The sequence below is a fragment of the Glaciecola siphonariae genome (assembly GCF_042652645.1).
In the GTDB taxonomy this organism is placed as follows: domain Bacteria; phylum Pseudomonadota; class Gammaproteobacteria; order Enterobacterales; family Alteromonadaceae; genus Glaciecola; species Glaciecola siphonariae.
In genome coordinates this window covers 25,049-39,358 of sequence record NZ_JBHSGU010000005.1, presented here as the reverse complement: position 1 = coordinate 39,358, position 14,310 = coordinate 25,049, and the positions used below count along the sequence as shown (strand labels likewise).

The 14,310-nt window shown below is 46.2% G+C and carries 11 protein-coding genes; 3 read left to right on the top strand and 8 right to left on the bottom strand.

Features of this window, described 5'->3' with window-relative positions; all coding sequences use genetic code 11:
* Positions 1–170: 170 nt before the first annotated feature.
* Positions 171–2,075: a glycoside hydrolase family 3 protein gene (locus ACFO4O_RS11400; protein WP_382408603.1), complete on the top strand. Its 1,905-nt coding sequence runs from the start codon at positions 171–173 to the stop codon at positions 2,073–2,075.
* Here ACFO4O_RS11400 and ACFO4O_RS11395 read toward each other — a convergent pair.
* Positions 2,068–3,396: a M14 family zinc carboxypeptidase gene (locus tag ACFO4O_RS11395; RefSeq protein WP_382408601.1), complete on the bottom strand. Its 1,329-nt coding sequence runs from the start codon at positions 3,394–3,396 to the stop codon at positions 2,068–2,070. The genes ACFO4O_RS11400 and ACFO4O_RS11395 overlap by 8 nt on opposite strands.
* Positions 3,397–3,701: 305 nt before the next feature.
* On the opposite strand from ACFO4O_RS11395, the gene ACFO4O_RS11390 reads away from it, so the two are divergent.
* Positions 3,702–4,550 (top strand): SIS domain-containing protein, encoded by an 849-nt coding sequence (locus ACFO4O_RS11390; protein ID WP_382408599.1) that lies wholly within the window; start codon positions 3,702–3,704, stop codon positions 4,548–4,550.
* On the opposite strand, the gene ACFO4O_RS11385 is transcribed toward ACFO4O_RS11390, so the two are convergent.
* The 6 genes from ACFO4O_RS11385 to ACFO4O_RS11360 all read right to left on the bottom strand — a co-directional run bounded on the left by ACFO4O_RS11385 (position 4,537) and on the right by ACFO4O_RS11360 (position 12,258).
* On the bottom strand, positions 4,537–5,757 hold the full coding sequence (locus ACFO4O_RS11385; protein ID WP_382408597.1) for an exo-beta-N-acetylmuramidase NamZ family protein: 1,221 nt from the start codon (positions 5,755–5,757) through the stop codon (positions 4,537–4,539). The two genes, ACFO4O_RS11390 and ACFO4O_RS11385, sit on opposite strands and share 14 nt — an antisense overlap.
* Positions 5,757–6,686, bottom strand: a complete 930-nt coding sequence (gene murQ / locus ACFO4O_RS11380) for an N-acetylmuramic acid 6-phosphate etherase (protein ID WP_382408595.1) — start codon at positions 6,684–6,686, stop codon at positions 5,757–5,759. Before murQ ends, ACFO4O_RS11385 begins: the two co-directional genes overlap by 1 nt.
* Before the next feature lies 1 nt (position 6,687).
* Positions 6,688–8,286 carry a sodium:solute symporter gene (locus tag ACFO4O_RS11375; protein ID WP_382408593.1) on the bottom strand — a complete coding sequence of 533 codons (1,599 nt, stop codon included), beginning with the start codon at positions 8,284–8,286 and terminating at the stop codon, positions 6,688–6,690.
* Positions 8,287–8,357: 71 nt separating this feature from the next.
* Positions 8,358–9,470, bottom strand: a complete 1,113-nt coding sequence (alr, locus tag ACFO4O_RS11370) for an alanine racemase (protein WP_382408591.1) — start codon at positions 9,468–9,470, stop codon at positions 8,358–8,360.
* Positions 9,470–10,780, bottom strand: a complete 1,311-nt coding sequence (locus tag ACFO4O_RS11365; RefSeq protein ID WP_382408589.1) for a dipeptide epimerase — start codon at positions 10,778–10,780, stop codon at positions 9,470–9,472. Before ACFO4O_RS11365 ends, alr begins: the two co-directional genes overlap by 1 nt.
* A gap of 14 nt (positions 10,781–10,794) precedes the next feature.
* Entirely contained in the window at positions 10,795–12,258 is a 1,464-nt protein-coding gene (locus tag ACFO4O_RS11360; protein WP_382408587.1) for a hypothetical protein, read from the bottom strand.
* A gap of 274 nt (positions 12,259–12,532) precedes the next feature.
* On the opposite strand from ACFO4O_RS11360, the gene ACFO4O_RS11355 reads away from it, so the two are divergent.
* A complete protein-coding gene (locus ACFO4O_RS11355) occupies positions 12,533–13,702 on the top strand; it encodes an acyl-CoA dehydrogenase (RefSeq protein ID WP_382408585.1) in 1,170 nt (389 codons plus the stop codon).
* Positions 13,703–13,830: 128 nt separating this feature from the next.
* Here ACFO4O_RS11355 and ACFO4O_RS11350 read toward each other — a convergent pair whose 3' ends face one another.
* Entirely contained in the window at positions 13,831–14,295 is a 465-nt protein-coding gene (locus ACFO4O_RS11350) for a thioredoxin family protein (RefSeq protein WP_382408583.1), read from the bottom strand.
* Positions 14,296–14,310: the final 15 nt, after the last annotated feature.

Sequence of the window (14,310 nt, the reverse complement as noted above, 5' to 3'; positions counted from 1 at the left end):
TCAAAGCCAAGGTCACAGCCAGTTGAAAACATGGTGAAAACATGGTGAAAACTAGGTGCAAGTAAGATACAAGTTAGATACAAGTTAGGTGAGGTGGTAATTGAATGCAGGGTTCTACAAAGCGGCGCTTCAACATGAATATGGCATTTTATACAGAGGCAACTAGTTAAATGGGCGAATATACTAATGCCAAACGTGCGATATTGCCTGTGCTGCCTATACCAAAGCGCGCTTTGACTTCTTTTTTTGCCTTATTAATCACGCTTTTGCTGTGCGCAGCATCGCAGGCTAATAGCAACACTGTTTCGCTAAAAACGATGGTAGCGCAAAAATTATTGATTGATTTACGCTACTACTGCCCAGCACCCGATAAAACTCACAGTTCGGCACCTACAACACCGATATCAAAGCCTAAGTTGTGTCAGCAAGCACTCACTTCTTTAAAGCCTAGTTTGAAACACATGTTAAGTACGACGCAGGTAGGTGGCGTCATTTTGTTTGCCGATAACCTGCAAACACCAGAACAAATCCTCAGACTTACTCACGATTTACAAAGTGCAACAGCCGGTAAAACACCCCTGTATATTGCCATTGACCAAGAGGGCGGGCGCGTAACGCGCTTGCCAAACGATGCGTTTTTTGGCTTTGCGGGTAATATGGCCATAGGCGCAACCTTTGCTGAGCACGGTATACATTACGCAAGTAAAACGGCCGAATTAATGGCGCAGTCGCTTTATGCTCTAGGGTTTAATCTAAATTTTGCGCCGAGTTTAGATGTAAATAGCAATCCGGCGAATCCGATCATAAACGTGCGTTCATTTTCAGAGCGTCCTGATTGGGTTGCATCTTTAGGGGCAGCGCAAATAAAAGCCTTTGGGCAACACAATATTGCCGTGGCGGCGAAGCATTTCCCAGGGCACGGAGATACCTATGTAGATAGCCATGTTGGTTTGCCAAGAGTAGAGCGCGACCTTGCTCAAATTGAGCGTATAGACCTTGTACCTTTTAAATATGTTATAGACAACACCGATGTGGACATGATCATGACAGCCCACATTCAATATCCTTTGGTAGATCAAACGCAGTTTAGCTCCCTGAACGGACACAGCACAGAGCTTCCAGCTACCTTGTCGAGAACAATACTTACCGGTTTGCTAAGAAAGAAGCTTGGTTATAAGGGACTCATTGTAACTGACGCGCTTGATATGGCCGCCATAAGCCAATTTTTAAGCCCAGTTGATGCCGCATATAAAGCATTTAAAGCAGGCGCAGATATTGCGCTTATGCCTTTTAAAATTAGCTCTGCTCACGAGGCAGAAGACTTTGAAAATTTCTTAAGTGAACTTAGCCTCATGGTTGCGAGCAACCCTGCGCTTAAAAAAGAGGTGGAGGCTTCCTATTTACGCATTCTACGTCACAAAGAAAAGCGAAAAATGAATGAGCATGCGCGCTTGAGCCTGGCTGAAAAGCAAACGCGTCTTAATGCGTGGCAGGCCGAGCTAGCTAAGGACTTACAATCGCCGCTGGCGAGCGCGCTGTCGTTAGATGCAATGACGCAAATTAAGGCCTTACCTTCGGTTATAAAAACCAATCAAAGTATTTATGCGGTGATGCCCGACAAACGTCGCTGCCAAGCGATTGCTCATTATTTAAAAGTAGCAGGATGGCAAAAATACAGATGCGTAAGTGAGTTAAGTGAAGAGATTGACTTAAGCACCGATGCCGATCTGATAATTATAGGGGATATCCAACCTAGACTGTCGTTTTTTGAGAGCCGCCAGTTTGAGGGAATTACGCCGAATCAAAGAAAATCAGTGCCAATGCAGCAAGAGGCTATTCAAAGGCTTGTAGCTAATTCAGGTCAAGCACAAACAATTCTCTTAAAAATGCGTTCGCCCTATGTAAGCGCGTCTGAGTTAGCGCTTTACTCGGGTATTTATGCATCGTACGACTATCAAGTCGCCGGTGAAGATGACAGCTTATTTGCTCCGGTGTTTGATTCATTCATCAAAGTGCTCAGCGGTAAAGCGCCTGCAAAAGGGCAAGCGCCGGTAACGGTATTGAGTGTTAAGTGAGCTTAATGAGCTTTCCATTAATCACCGCTGCCACAACGCTATCGCCGCGGCGCATCAAAAAATACGCTGGTTGTTGCAACACCAATGCTCTTGGCCCTGCGCTTAGCGGCTGATTCATAAGCACTTGATACGGCGATTGATTGTCTAAATATTCTATCGGCCCTTGAAACTGAATAACCCCTTGACGCAACCAGTCATGATAGCTTTCTTCGGTAATGATGGTCGTTGTGCTAAGTGTGTGTACGCTACCTGCATCATAGGTGAGGTCACCGGCGTCAAACTCCTCAAGCCCAGCCTGCACGCCCACATCGCCTACTGCATCAATAAAAAACTGATTAGAATAACGGGCGGTTTGCTTAATGCTGATACTGGCTTGATAGCTGTGCGGCCCCACAAAGTGTAAGTTTCGAATCAGCAGCGAAGACAGCGTTTCTGAGGTGTTTTCAGGGATCGTCCAGTAGGCATCCTGCAAAGCATCTAACTGTGCATCGTCAATATCGCCTTGATGCTCTCGTTTGAGCATGCGCATGGCCGCTAACATCGCAATATGGTTCATACGGCGAGCGATTTGGCGGTCTGGGTCGTTTCGAGCTGCGCCCGACTCAATTAAAATGGTGGCGGCGCCCTTACCGGCAATCCTGTCACCAAAAGAGCGCGGCGAGAAAGTATCGTCATAGCGCGCTACGCTCTGATTGATGTGAGGCTTTAGCACATCTGTCATATGAGAAATTAAGGCCATGGCGAGACGCCTAGGCTTATCAATGGTTTTATCGACATCAAAGGCAGGCGCTAAAAATGCAATGGTCGACGGGTTGCCGTTGGTGCCACATTGATAATACGGAGATTGGTCGTGTAGGTTAAACGCAATATGCGGCTTGAGCGTGTCTACGAGGTCCATCAACAGATTGCCCTCAAGGGTCTGCTTTGCCATAGCGTCACGGTTGATATCTATTGCCTGAGCGTTGTGGCGAATACAGCGCTCAGCGCCATCAGGGTTGAGCATGGGCACAATATCTAAGGTAAAAAGACTAGCTGCATCTACTAAGCTTTCATCGCTTGACGAGAGTAAGGTGTCTAACAAGTCAAATACCGAGGCCGTCGCGGTTGCTTCATTGCCGTGCATCTGCGTCCAAGCAAGTATTTTGATCGGGCCATTACCAAAGGTAATGCGCTCAATACTTCGGCCCTCGAAAGAATTGCCTTGGTGACACACACTCACTTTGGCATCGCCTTTTAGAGCATGAATAAGAGGCTGAATGTCGCTATGGGTAATATGAGATAAATTGAGCGTTTCAAGTAAATGACTAATCGATGATGACATGAATGTTGGGGCATTGATAAAGATGAGATGGCCTTACCATATCGAAAATATGCATGAACATGCAAATTATTCTATTATTAATAGGCAATTAAGAATAAAGTATTCAGATGTTGGGGTGTTATTGAAGCGTATAGCGGGAGCCAAGGTGCTAACAAGGTGCTAACCCGTCATTATATAAGCAAAAGCATAAGCATGAGCATAAACATGAGCGCAGCAGTCTTGACGACTAAACCGCATTTGCTTAACGCTTGTTCACCTCTTGCTAGTACTGCCAACATCAGCATATATCACGCAAAGGACTTAGTATGGCTGCATTTTCGAAAATAAAAGCGTTGTTGCCCTCGCTCTCACAAAGTGAAGAAAAGCTAGCCAATTACCTTTTAACATCGCCTGGTGCCTTAAGAGATTTATCGTCGCAAAAACTGGCAACAACGGTGGGCGTTAGCCAAAGTACGGTGGTAAAGTTCGCGCAAAAGCTTAAATACAAAGGGTATCCTGCGCTTAAGCTCGCCATACTCGAAGATATTAAAAACCTGCAAACTGATCATCAAAAGTTGCACGGCAGCATTTCAGTCGACGACGACTATGAAATTATGTCGTCTAAGTTACTGCAAAGTAAAATTGCTGTGCTCAACCAAACCAAAAACCTCAATGACCGCTATGCGCTTTTAGACGCAGTAAACTTATTAGAAAAAGCCAACCGAGTGCTGATCACCGGACTAGGCGGTTCTGCTTTGGTCGGAAAAGATTTTTCGTTTAAATTACAAAAGCTGGGTATAACCGCAATCTCAGAAATCGACGGTCATGCACAACTAGCCATTGCCTCTACTTTGGGCAAGCAAGACTTGGTATTTGCCTTAAGTGAATCGGGGGCAACGCGCGAGGTCGTCAATGTAGTCAATGAGGCAAGAGCGAACGATACGCCAGTGATATCGGTCACAAAATTTGGTGATACGCCGGTGTCTATTCATGCCAAAGTGCGGCTTTACTCAGTGGCAGAAGAGGCCGCTACTCGAATATCTTCTATTTTGGCGCGCACCGCTCAAGAACTGGTGATTGATATGCTGTTTATTTCTCTCATGCAAAAATCATCTAGCAGACGCTCGTTGTTAGAAAAGTCTCGCGATGTGGTCTCGCAGTTCAGAAATCATTAGGGTAGAGCAGGTAAGGCTGTCGCATCTGTTTGTACGCGGCAAGACCGGCCTGCCAGCGTTCTCTAATTTCATCTTCGCTTTTCCCATCTTGAATATCTTTGCGCAATTGGTCACTGCCCGCTAATTTATCCATAAAGCTCGGTGAGGTAAAAAAGACTTCTCCTTGCTCATTAAAACGACGATGCGCTTGCAGCAGAGGCTGTAAATTTAAGCCCTCAATCTTACTGTCGCGCAAATCAATCGCAAATAAATTCAGTCCTTCTAACTTTGGATTAGGCGCAGCGTACGGTCGGCTCTCAGGGGTGAAGCGATGCTCGCCTAACGCGACAATATTGTGTCCTATTTGTTGAAACGGTAAATCGGTTCCCCGGCCCACACTTACTGCACTCGCTTCAAAAAAGCACAACGACGGATATAAGGCTATGGCCTTGGCGTTTGGCAAATTTGGAGAAGGGGCAACCGGCAATATATAAGGCATACTTTTAGCATAGCCCTGCATGCTGATAACGTGTAAGTCGAGCGTTTCTGCTTGTTCAATCCACTGCTCGCCTACAATCATAAGCGCAAGCTCGCCAACGCTTAAACCATGCAAAACGGGTATAGGGTGCATCCCTACAAACGACTGAAATTGTGGTTCAAGTATTGGTCCGTCTACAAAACGGCCATTTGGATTGGGTCGGTCGAGCACAATAAATGAAACATTATGCTTAGCAGCCGCCTGCATCATGTAATGCATGGAGCTAATGTAGGTATAAAAGCGTGTGCCCACATCTTGGATATCAAACACAATGACATCGAGAGCTTGCATAATGTTGCTAGGAGGCGTTTTGTTATCACCATAAATAGACTGAATGGGCACCCCTGTAGCCGCATCGGTGGAGTTTTCAACATGCTCGCCAGCACCAATATTGCCGCGCACGCCGTGTTCAGGAGCAAAAAGTACTTTCACATCTATGCCATTAGCAATTAATACGTCGAGCAGATGAGCCTGGCCTACTCGAGAGGTTTGGTTAACTACCAGCCCAACGCGTTTATTGGCCAGCAAAGGCAGATAAACACTTACCCGCTCGGCCCCTAACACCAGTGCTTGATTAGGATATTGGCTGAGTGTTTTGCTAGCTTGGGCACACGCTGGCAGCAGCGCAATAAGCAACAAACACAACAAAGCATGACACTTACGAAGCACGCGCATATTGATATGTGCCATCACGGCGAGTGTGCTCCTAGTGCGCGGCGTAAAAAGCCCTGACTGTCATCCAGTAGCTTTTCTGCTTGCTGCGCGCTGGTGTTGCTTAAAATCATTAGTATCGCTAGCTTTGCACGATGCCCCGCTTGAACCAGGGCCTGTTCAGCGATTGCCGACGAACACTGCGTTGCCTGCATGACTATGCGTATGGCCCGAGCCTCAAGCTTTTTATTACTCGCGTTCACATCTACCATTAAGTTTTCGTATACCTTTCCCATCTTAACCATGGCGGCAGTGCTGAGCATATTAAGCACTAGCTTTTGCGCGGTGCCTGACTTCATGCGTGTTGAACCGGTTAAGCATTCTGGCCCTACCGTCACGCAAATTCCGGTTTTGGCGGTGCTCAAAAGAGGTGAGGTAGGATTACATACGAGGCAGATACTTTCGCACCCTAGGTCATTAGCGTAGTTCAGTGCGCCAATCACATAGGGCGTGCGCCCCGACGCTGCAATGCCCACAACAGTGTCTTTTGCACTCAAGTCTATAGACTTTAAATCGTCAACGCCGGCTTGTGCGTTGTCTTCAGCGCCCTCAACAGCGTGCATTAGCGCGCGTTCACCGCCTGCGATAATCCCTACTACCAGATTATCTGACACACTAAACGTAGGGCGGCATTCAACTGCATCGAGCACACCTAAGCGGCCACTGGTACCCGCACCAATGTAAATTAGTCGACCGCCCTGCTTAAGGCTATTTACAATGTGCTCTACAGCTTGGGCGATATCGGGCAACACATCTTGGACGGCTTGTGCGACCTTTCTGTCTTCTTGATTCATTACCCCGAGCAATTCGCTAGTCGATAGCGTATCGAGATTCATGGTGTCAGGGTTTCTCCCCTCTGATACGAGTGTGTCAAGCTGTTGAATAAGCTCTGAAGAAGAGGTTTGCATATTATTGAGTTCCTTGTTCTGTTTGCGCTGCAGTATTGCTAGCTGCTGTTTGCACAGTGCTACGTCCGCTTAAACAAACGAGTAAAGAAATGCCCGTACCTATCATTAACTGCCATGTAAAGCCTAGGTCAAATTGCATATGCTCGGGCAAATAAAGGGTTTGGATGTATGGCTGCATTAATACGGGCGTTAAAAATCCTACCAAAAGCGCCATTGATATAGACACAGGAGAACCTCGCTGAGTAAACAGCGCGGTGAAATAAATACCCAGCAGGCCGGAGTAAGAAAACACCATCACGCTTAAAGCAAAGGCCAGCAATGGCGTGTCGGTATACTGTTGCCAGTAATAACACAGCGCAGCCATGCCTGACAGTGCGAGAGCCACTATGCCCATACAAATTCGCCCAGCGGTCACTAGTTTTTGCTCTGACAGGTCTTTGTTTTTATGAATAAGCCCACGATAAATGTCTTGAATGGCCACCGACGACATAGAGTTAAGCCCCGAATTGAGGGTGGAGAGTGCTGCGGCCACGATGCCAATGGTGATGATAGCCTTGATGCCATTAGGCAAATCGTTTAGTACGTAGTACATAAAAATAGTGACTGTTTGCCCTTCAAATTCGGGCACAACGGTGTTGCCTGAACCCTGCGCCATAATATCTGGGCGCTGATAGTAGATAAATAGCAGCAGGCCAATGCATACAAAGATTAATACAACCGGGATACCCATAACAATCGACGAGACCAAGGCTTTGGTTGCGCTTTTTGAATCTTTACAGGTAAGCATGCGTTGCGTTACGTCTTGGTCGAGACCAAATGCTGCAATGTTTAGCAGCACAAAGCCGGTAATGATTGACCAAAAACCAAATACGCCTGCGCTTGAAAAGTCCAAAGAAAAGTCAATAAACGTGAGTTTAGACGCCTCACCAGGAGCGGGGGTTTGCAGGGCACTCACGATACTCGAAAAATCTACCGGGATACTGGCGTAGAGGTAAAACAATACTAATAGCGCTGCGCTTATGTATACCAAACACTGGATAACGTCTGAATAAATAACGCTGCGAATACCACCGTACATGGTGTAAGCAAAGCCAATGACAGCAATAATAAGAATTGAAAACACCACGCTGCTGGCTTGTATGTCTCCAAATAAAATCATCGCTACCGCGATAGCCGCCATGTAAAGGCGTGCACCGCTGGCAAATAATCTGCCGCTAAGGTAAATGAGTCCGGCTTGGTATTTCGCATTTTTACCAAAGCGCTGCTCGAGCAATTCATACACGGTATATACTTTTAAGGCATAAAACCGCGGCAGTAAAAACATCGCCACAAACAGCGCCGCCAAAAAGCCTGCTATGTTGGTAGCTAAATAAGACAAATCGCCTCGATAGCCCTGATCAGGACCGCCTAAAAAGGTAGCGGCAGATTGCGAAGTGGCTAGTACCGAGATACCAACCACCCAAATGGGCATGGTATTGCCCCCTAAAAAATAGTCTTGAGTGTTTTGTGCTTTGCGATTAAACATATAACCGCTTACCAGCAATATGAGCCCGTAGCCGGCAAATAACGACCAGTCGAGAAGTGAGAACTGGTCAATCATTGACTGCCACCACCTTTTATTTTCTTGCGTGATAATAAATCCATGAGTATATGTCCTTAGCTGCTACCAGCTTATTTTGTTGTGTATCTTCTAGGAACGCGCGCCGATATGCGCGTCATTAATTCATAGCCAATGGTGCCCACAAAACGTGCAATTTCATTAATGGGTAATTGTTTACCCCATAGCTCCACCTCGTCATAGAGAGCAACATCGTCGAGCTCGCTAACGTCAAAAGTGAGCATGTCCATTGATACACGCCCCACTAATTTAATGCGCTGCCCTCGGCATATTGCAGGTGTACCGTTTGGTGCATGCCGCGGGTAACCGTCTGCATAGCCAATTGCCACAGTGGCTATAGTGCTAGGCTTGCTCGCCGTCCATGTGCCTCCATAGCCAACGGTATCGCCTTTGGGGATGGTGCGCAGACCTATAATTTTTGCAGTAAGGGTCATGACAGCCTTGAGTCCAATACTGTCGTTCACGCCAAAGGTACTGTGCGATGTGTCAAAAGGCGAGCTGCCATAAAGCGCAATTCCAATCCGATTGATATCTTGTTGGGCGCTAGCATGTGCAAGGGCCCCGGCAGAGTTTGCAACAGACAGGCGCATGCCTGCGTTTTTCACACCTTGTAAAAAGCGAGAAATTTGCTGGTCGGTGTGAGTTCGGTCTTGTTCGTCGGCGCAGGCTAAATGGGTCGCAATCACCGTAGAGGAGTTTGTTAAATGGCGATGGTTATGTAGCACCGTATCAAAATCATCAATATCAAATCCTAAGCGATGCATGCCGGTATCAAATTTAAGCCAAAGGCGAGCGCCCAGATTGTCGATAGCATTCTGCTTTGAAGCCTGATGCTGCTCGAGCCATTCAAGCTGATGCTTATTGTGAATCATCCAATGAAGGTTGTAAGCATCAGTGGCGCTAAGTTCTGACGCTTGATGAGGCCCTTGCAGGACTAAAATGGGAAGGTTAATGCCTGCCTCACGAAGCGGTATAGCCTCGTCGAGCATGGCAACTGCCAACATGTTTACCTCAGGCGCTATGTGTTTAGCGATTTCTACCGCGCCGTTACCGTAAGCATCTGCTTTAACTACCGCAAGTGAATCGCTATGGGGCGCTGCGCCTTTGAGCAAGCGCAAATTTTGCATAAGTGCAGATAAATCAATTGAGGCATAGCTTTGGCGCATCAGTTGCTTGTTTCCTGTGCTAGTTTACTCGATGATGATAAAGGCCACCGCGTAAGTCCAGTGCAATTGCCTTGAATATTAATGCCCAAGCCCGCGCTTTGATTAAGTGTAATGACAGCATCGTCAAACACCGTTGTTTGGCTCATGCTGCTTTGCGCTATTGGGTCATACTGGCCGAGAGTGGGCCCGTCTAAGTCTACAAATTTTATTGTATCTGAAAATGCAAAGCCCAAGTGAGCGGCTGCCGCAACGCCAATACTCCCCTCTAACATACAGCCAATCATACAGGGCACTTGGTGGTTTTTGCAGTAACGCGCAATTTCAATGGCCGGCAACAGACCACCCGCTTTCATTAATTTTATGTTGATAATGTCTACGGCGTTCGCCTTAATCAAGCTTTTAACCTGAGCTAAATCGAATGCACTCTCGTCTGCCATAACGGGTGTTTTAATCGATTGTTTTATTTTGATGAGGCCTTGCGTGTCGTTTGCTTTTACGGGTTGTTCAACGAGTTCAAAGTGGATATTGTTTGCTTCAAGTTCGCCCATAATATCGATAGTGGTTTGACAATCCCATCCTTGGTTTACATCTAGACGCAGTGTAATTGCTCTGGCGCAATCATTAAGGTGTAAATTAGCCTCAGCGTTTGTGCGCGCTTCGGCATTGAGACTTTCAACATATTCGTAAATGGCGCGCAGGCGTTTAACATCTTCGGCAGGCTGACTGCCAATTTTGATTTTTAAACACCGATAGCCGCGGGCAATTGCTTTAGCAATGTCTTCGCACATTTGCTCGGTATCGTTTACGCTAATGGTGTAGTCGGTTTCCAAAACAGGATAAGTTGAGCTTGCCAAGTGGTCACTAGCTGCGTTTTGGGCGCTTTTGCCTTGCTTGTTTTGCTTATATTGGTCAACACCCGTGCCAAAAAATGCTTCATCAGCGAGTATTTTGTAAAGCGGTGCATCGCAATATTTGGCATAGAGGTCAAAAAGGGCAATATCTACGGCCGCTTTTGCATTGCTTCCGGCATCTTTAGCCTGATGAACCTGCCGAAGAAGTGAGCTTATGTAGGTAATGGATTGGTTTAACAATAAGGGCGACAGCACCTCGTTGATGGCCTTCGCAATACTCTCATGGTCATCGCCAGTTATTTGCGGCGTCGATGGCGCAGAGCCATAGCCAAGCTGGCCGTCTTCACTTGTAAGCACCACAACAATATCGTGAATATGACTGACCTCACGAACCGCTGTTTTAAACGGTGTATGCAAAGGGACTTTGAGCGAAAAAAGCTCTATCGACTTGATCAGCATATCAAACGTGCACCTTAATCATGAAAATACTGACTCAAACTTTTTTGCAATAGTGTCTGCATCTTCATACCTGCCAATGCAAGGTGTTCTTCTTTTGCCTCAGGCACCGCTACTTGTGCGGCAACGGTAAATTCTCTTCCGCCTTGAAAATGCGGCAAACAAACATGAGCAAGCACAACGTTTTCGGTAGTAGAGCGCGTTTCAGACGGGCCCCAGCCTATCTTTTGAAATATCCGCCATTCACCTTTTGTGAGCTCATCTAACATTGCTTTTGGGTCGGCAACATCTTTACCGGCAATGGCGTTTACTATTGCCTGTTGAAGCATCAATGATATGCCCAAGGTCATGCCGGCAAATTGCTCATTACCGAGAGAATTGCCGCTGCCATAAAACAGCGTTTCGATGTCTTCGAGGCGCAAATTTGGGTGCGCTGTTGCTGGGTCTCGCGTATGGGCCGCCAAGCGTTTAAGCCATTCGGCTTGTGCTAATGTTGTCATTGGTTTGTTGCCGGTTAAACCGCAGGCATCACAGCGATAAGGGAGATATGCTGGGTCGTCAGCCGCATTAAGAAAAGGCGAGATCACTGCCTGAAGCGGCGCTTGCTCAGAGTCATTAGTACCATCAAGCATCTGCCAAGTATAAGTGCTCGGAACAAATGCATCAGGGCCATATGCGCCTTTAAAGTAAATGTTCTCAGCAGATAGTTTTAACCAGTCGTCGTAAAACAGACCGCTTAGGTACTTGCGGCCTGCGATATTGGCAAAAAACGTTGCAAGCGCATTAGATTCTCCGCTCGCCGTACCAAAGTTATCATAGCTGTTAATACCGGTGATCATATCAGCAACGTAGGTGTCGCCAACTTTTGCTTGTGCGCCTAATCCTTGCTTACGAAGCTGTGCAATGGCGCCGGTAAAGGCGAAGATTTTTGATGAGCTCCACGGCTCGTATACTTGTTTGTGCGTATTATCATTGCTTAAATATCGATAAGCTAAGTTATTGTTTGCGTTTGCAAAATCAATTAGCAAAATACGTCCATCGGCCTTACTTGCATGAAAGTAGTCACCTTGGTGGGCAATGCGCTCTTCCCAGCCATAGTTGGCATAATCGGCTTTTTCTGAGCTCACGTATGTGTGCTTACTTTCTTGGGCATTAACAAGCATATCGCAACCTAGCGCGCGTGAGTTTTTATTAGCGGGCAAAAAAGGGGCTGCATTCATCACCGTTTCATAAAACTCCACCTTTTGTGCGTTTTCAACCGTCGTATCACGAGTAATTGCCTCTGTTGGCGCTGCATGTTCAGCGCTTTGCTCAGCCTCATTAATATTTGGTTTAGTGCATGCGCTGATGCTTACGAGAAATGAACTCACCACCGCTATTGCGAGCCACTTGTAAGCGTACCAAGAGAGTGCACTTAGGCCTCGTAGAGCACTTAAGTTATGCTGTCGTGTGTGTAAACGCAAGTCATCATTTATTTGCATTATTCAAATTTACTCAACGTTTTTGGAATAATTTATTAATGCTTTTTTATGCGTCAATGTCAATGGAAGATTAAAGGCGGCTGCATATATTTGATGATTGATGACTTTTATTCTTGTCTTGCCTATGATGACAAGCAATAACAAAGCGATTGTTCAATCTACTTTAGTTTGAATGAAGGGCTTTATATAATTGACACAAAGCTAGTTACCACAAAGCTAGTCACCACAAAGCTAGTTACCACAAAGCTAGTCACCACAAAATAGGGCAGTAAACATGCTGAGTCATTGGCACGACATTTTATTACTAGAGCAGCAGCTTAGCGAAGACGAGAGAATGATAGCGCAAAGCGCAAGAGACTTTGCGCAGAGCGAATTAATGCCTGGCATTATTAAAGCCAATCGTGAAGAGCATTTTGATATCAGCATTATGCAAAAAATGGGAAGTGCTGGCTTACTCGGCGCTACATTGCATGACTATGGCTGCGCAGGTGTTAACTATGTCTCCTACGGTTTAATCGCGCGCGAGATTGAGCGCGTCGACAGCGGCTATCGAAGCGCAATGAGCGTGCAGTCTTCTTTAGTCATGCATCCTATACAGCAGTTTGGCTCAGACGAGCAAAAGCAAAAGTATTTGCCGAAATTGGCAAGTGGTCAATCAATCGGCTGTTTTGGCCTGACCGAACCTGATGCAGGGTCAGACCCAGCCGCAATGAAATCGATAGCGACTGAATATGAGGGTGGGTATCGGATTAACGGCAGTAAAATGTGGATCACCAATTCGCCAATAGCCGATGTTTTTGTGGTGTGGGTGAAGCTAGCGTCAGACAGCAGTATTCGAGGGTTCATTTTAGAACGCGGCATGCAGGGTTTAAGCACGCCAAAAATTGCCGGGAAACAATCTTTAAAAGCCTCTATTACCGGTGAAATAGTCATGCAGGATGTAGTGGTCCCAAAATCTGCAATGCTGCCCAAGGTAAAAGCCTTAAAAGGGCCTTTTAGTTGCTTAAATATGGCGCGCTACGGTATTTGTTGGGGAGTGTTAGGTGCTGCTGAATTTTGCTGGCATGCGGCGCGCCAATACGGACTCGACCGTCATCAGTTTAATCGACCTTTAGCGCAAACCCAGCTGTATCAAGCCAAGTTGGCCGACATGCAAACAGAAATCAGTTTAGGTCTGCAAGGAGCATTGCAATTAGGCCGTTTAATCGATGCAAATAAAATGGACCCAGCTATGATTTCAATGATGAAACGCAATAATTGCTCAAAAGCATTAGACATCGCCAGAAAGTCACGCGATATGCATGGCGGTAACGGCATAAGTGATGAATTTCACGTTATTCGGCATATGATTAACTTAGAAACAGTAAACACTTATGAAGGGACGTACGATATACATGGCTTAATTCTTGGCCGCGCACAAACTGGCCTGCAAGCATTTTTTTAAAGTAGAAAAAAGAGACCAAGTCAATTATGAGGGCACATTCATTAACATGGTCTCAGTGGTTAAGCAAACCTGCACACAAGGGGTTTGCCTACTACTAGCACACAACTTTTCAACATTTCGAGTCTAGCTTAAGACGGCGGAAACGCCATTAACACATTTTGAAGATTCGCCTTATACTGATCTGGGTCAAAGCTTAAGGGTAATTCGCTTAGTTTCTCGCCTCCTTGGTTTAACAGCAAAACCCTTGGGAAACCCGCTATGTCGAATTTTTTGGCAAAATCTTTACCCTCATCGGAGTCGTGATCCACCAGCACAAAAATAAAGTTTGAGGCAATGGTGCTGTAGACCCTTTCGTCGGCAAATACTTGCTTGTCGAGCTTTCTGCAGCTCGGGCACCAAATAGCAGAATAATTGGCAAGAATAAGCTTATTGTCTTTTTTCGCTTGTTTTAAGCCGTCTTCGAGCGACAAAATCTCAAAACCAACATCCTGTTTAGCTTGCGCACCTAAGTAGCTTTGCAACGCGCGATTTCCAAAATAGGCAATGGTAAAAACCAGCAAGATGCCTAACGCTTTTGTAATAAATTTGTTCATGCCAAGAAAGCCTAG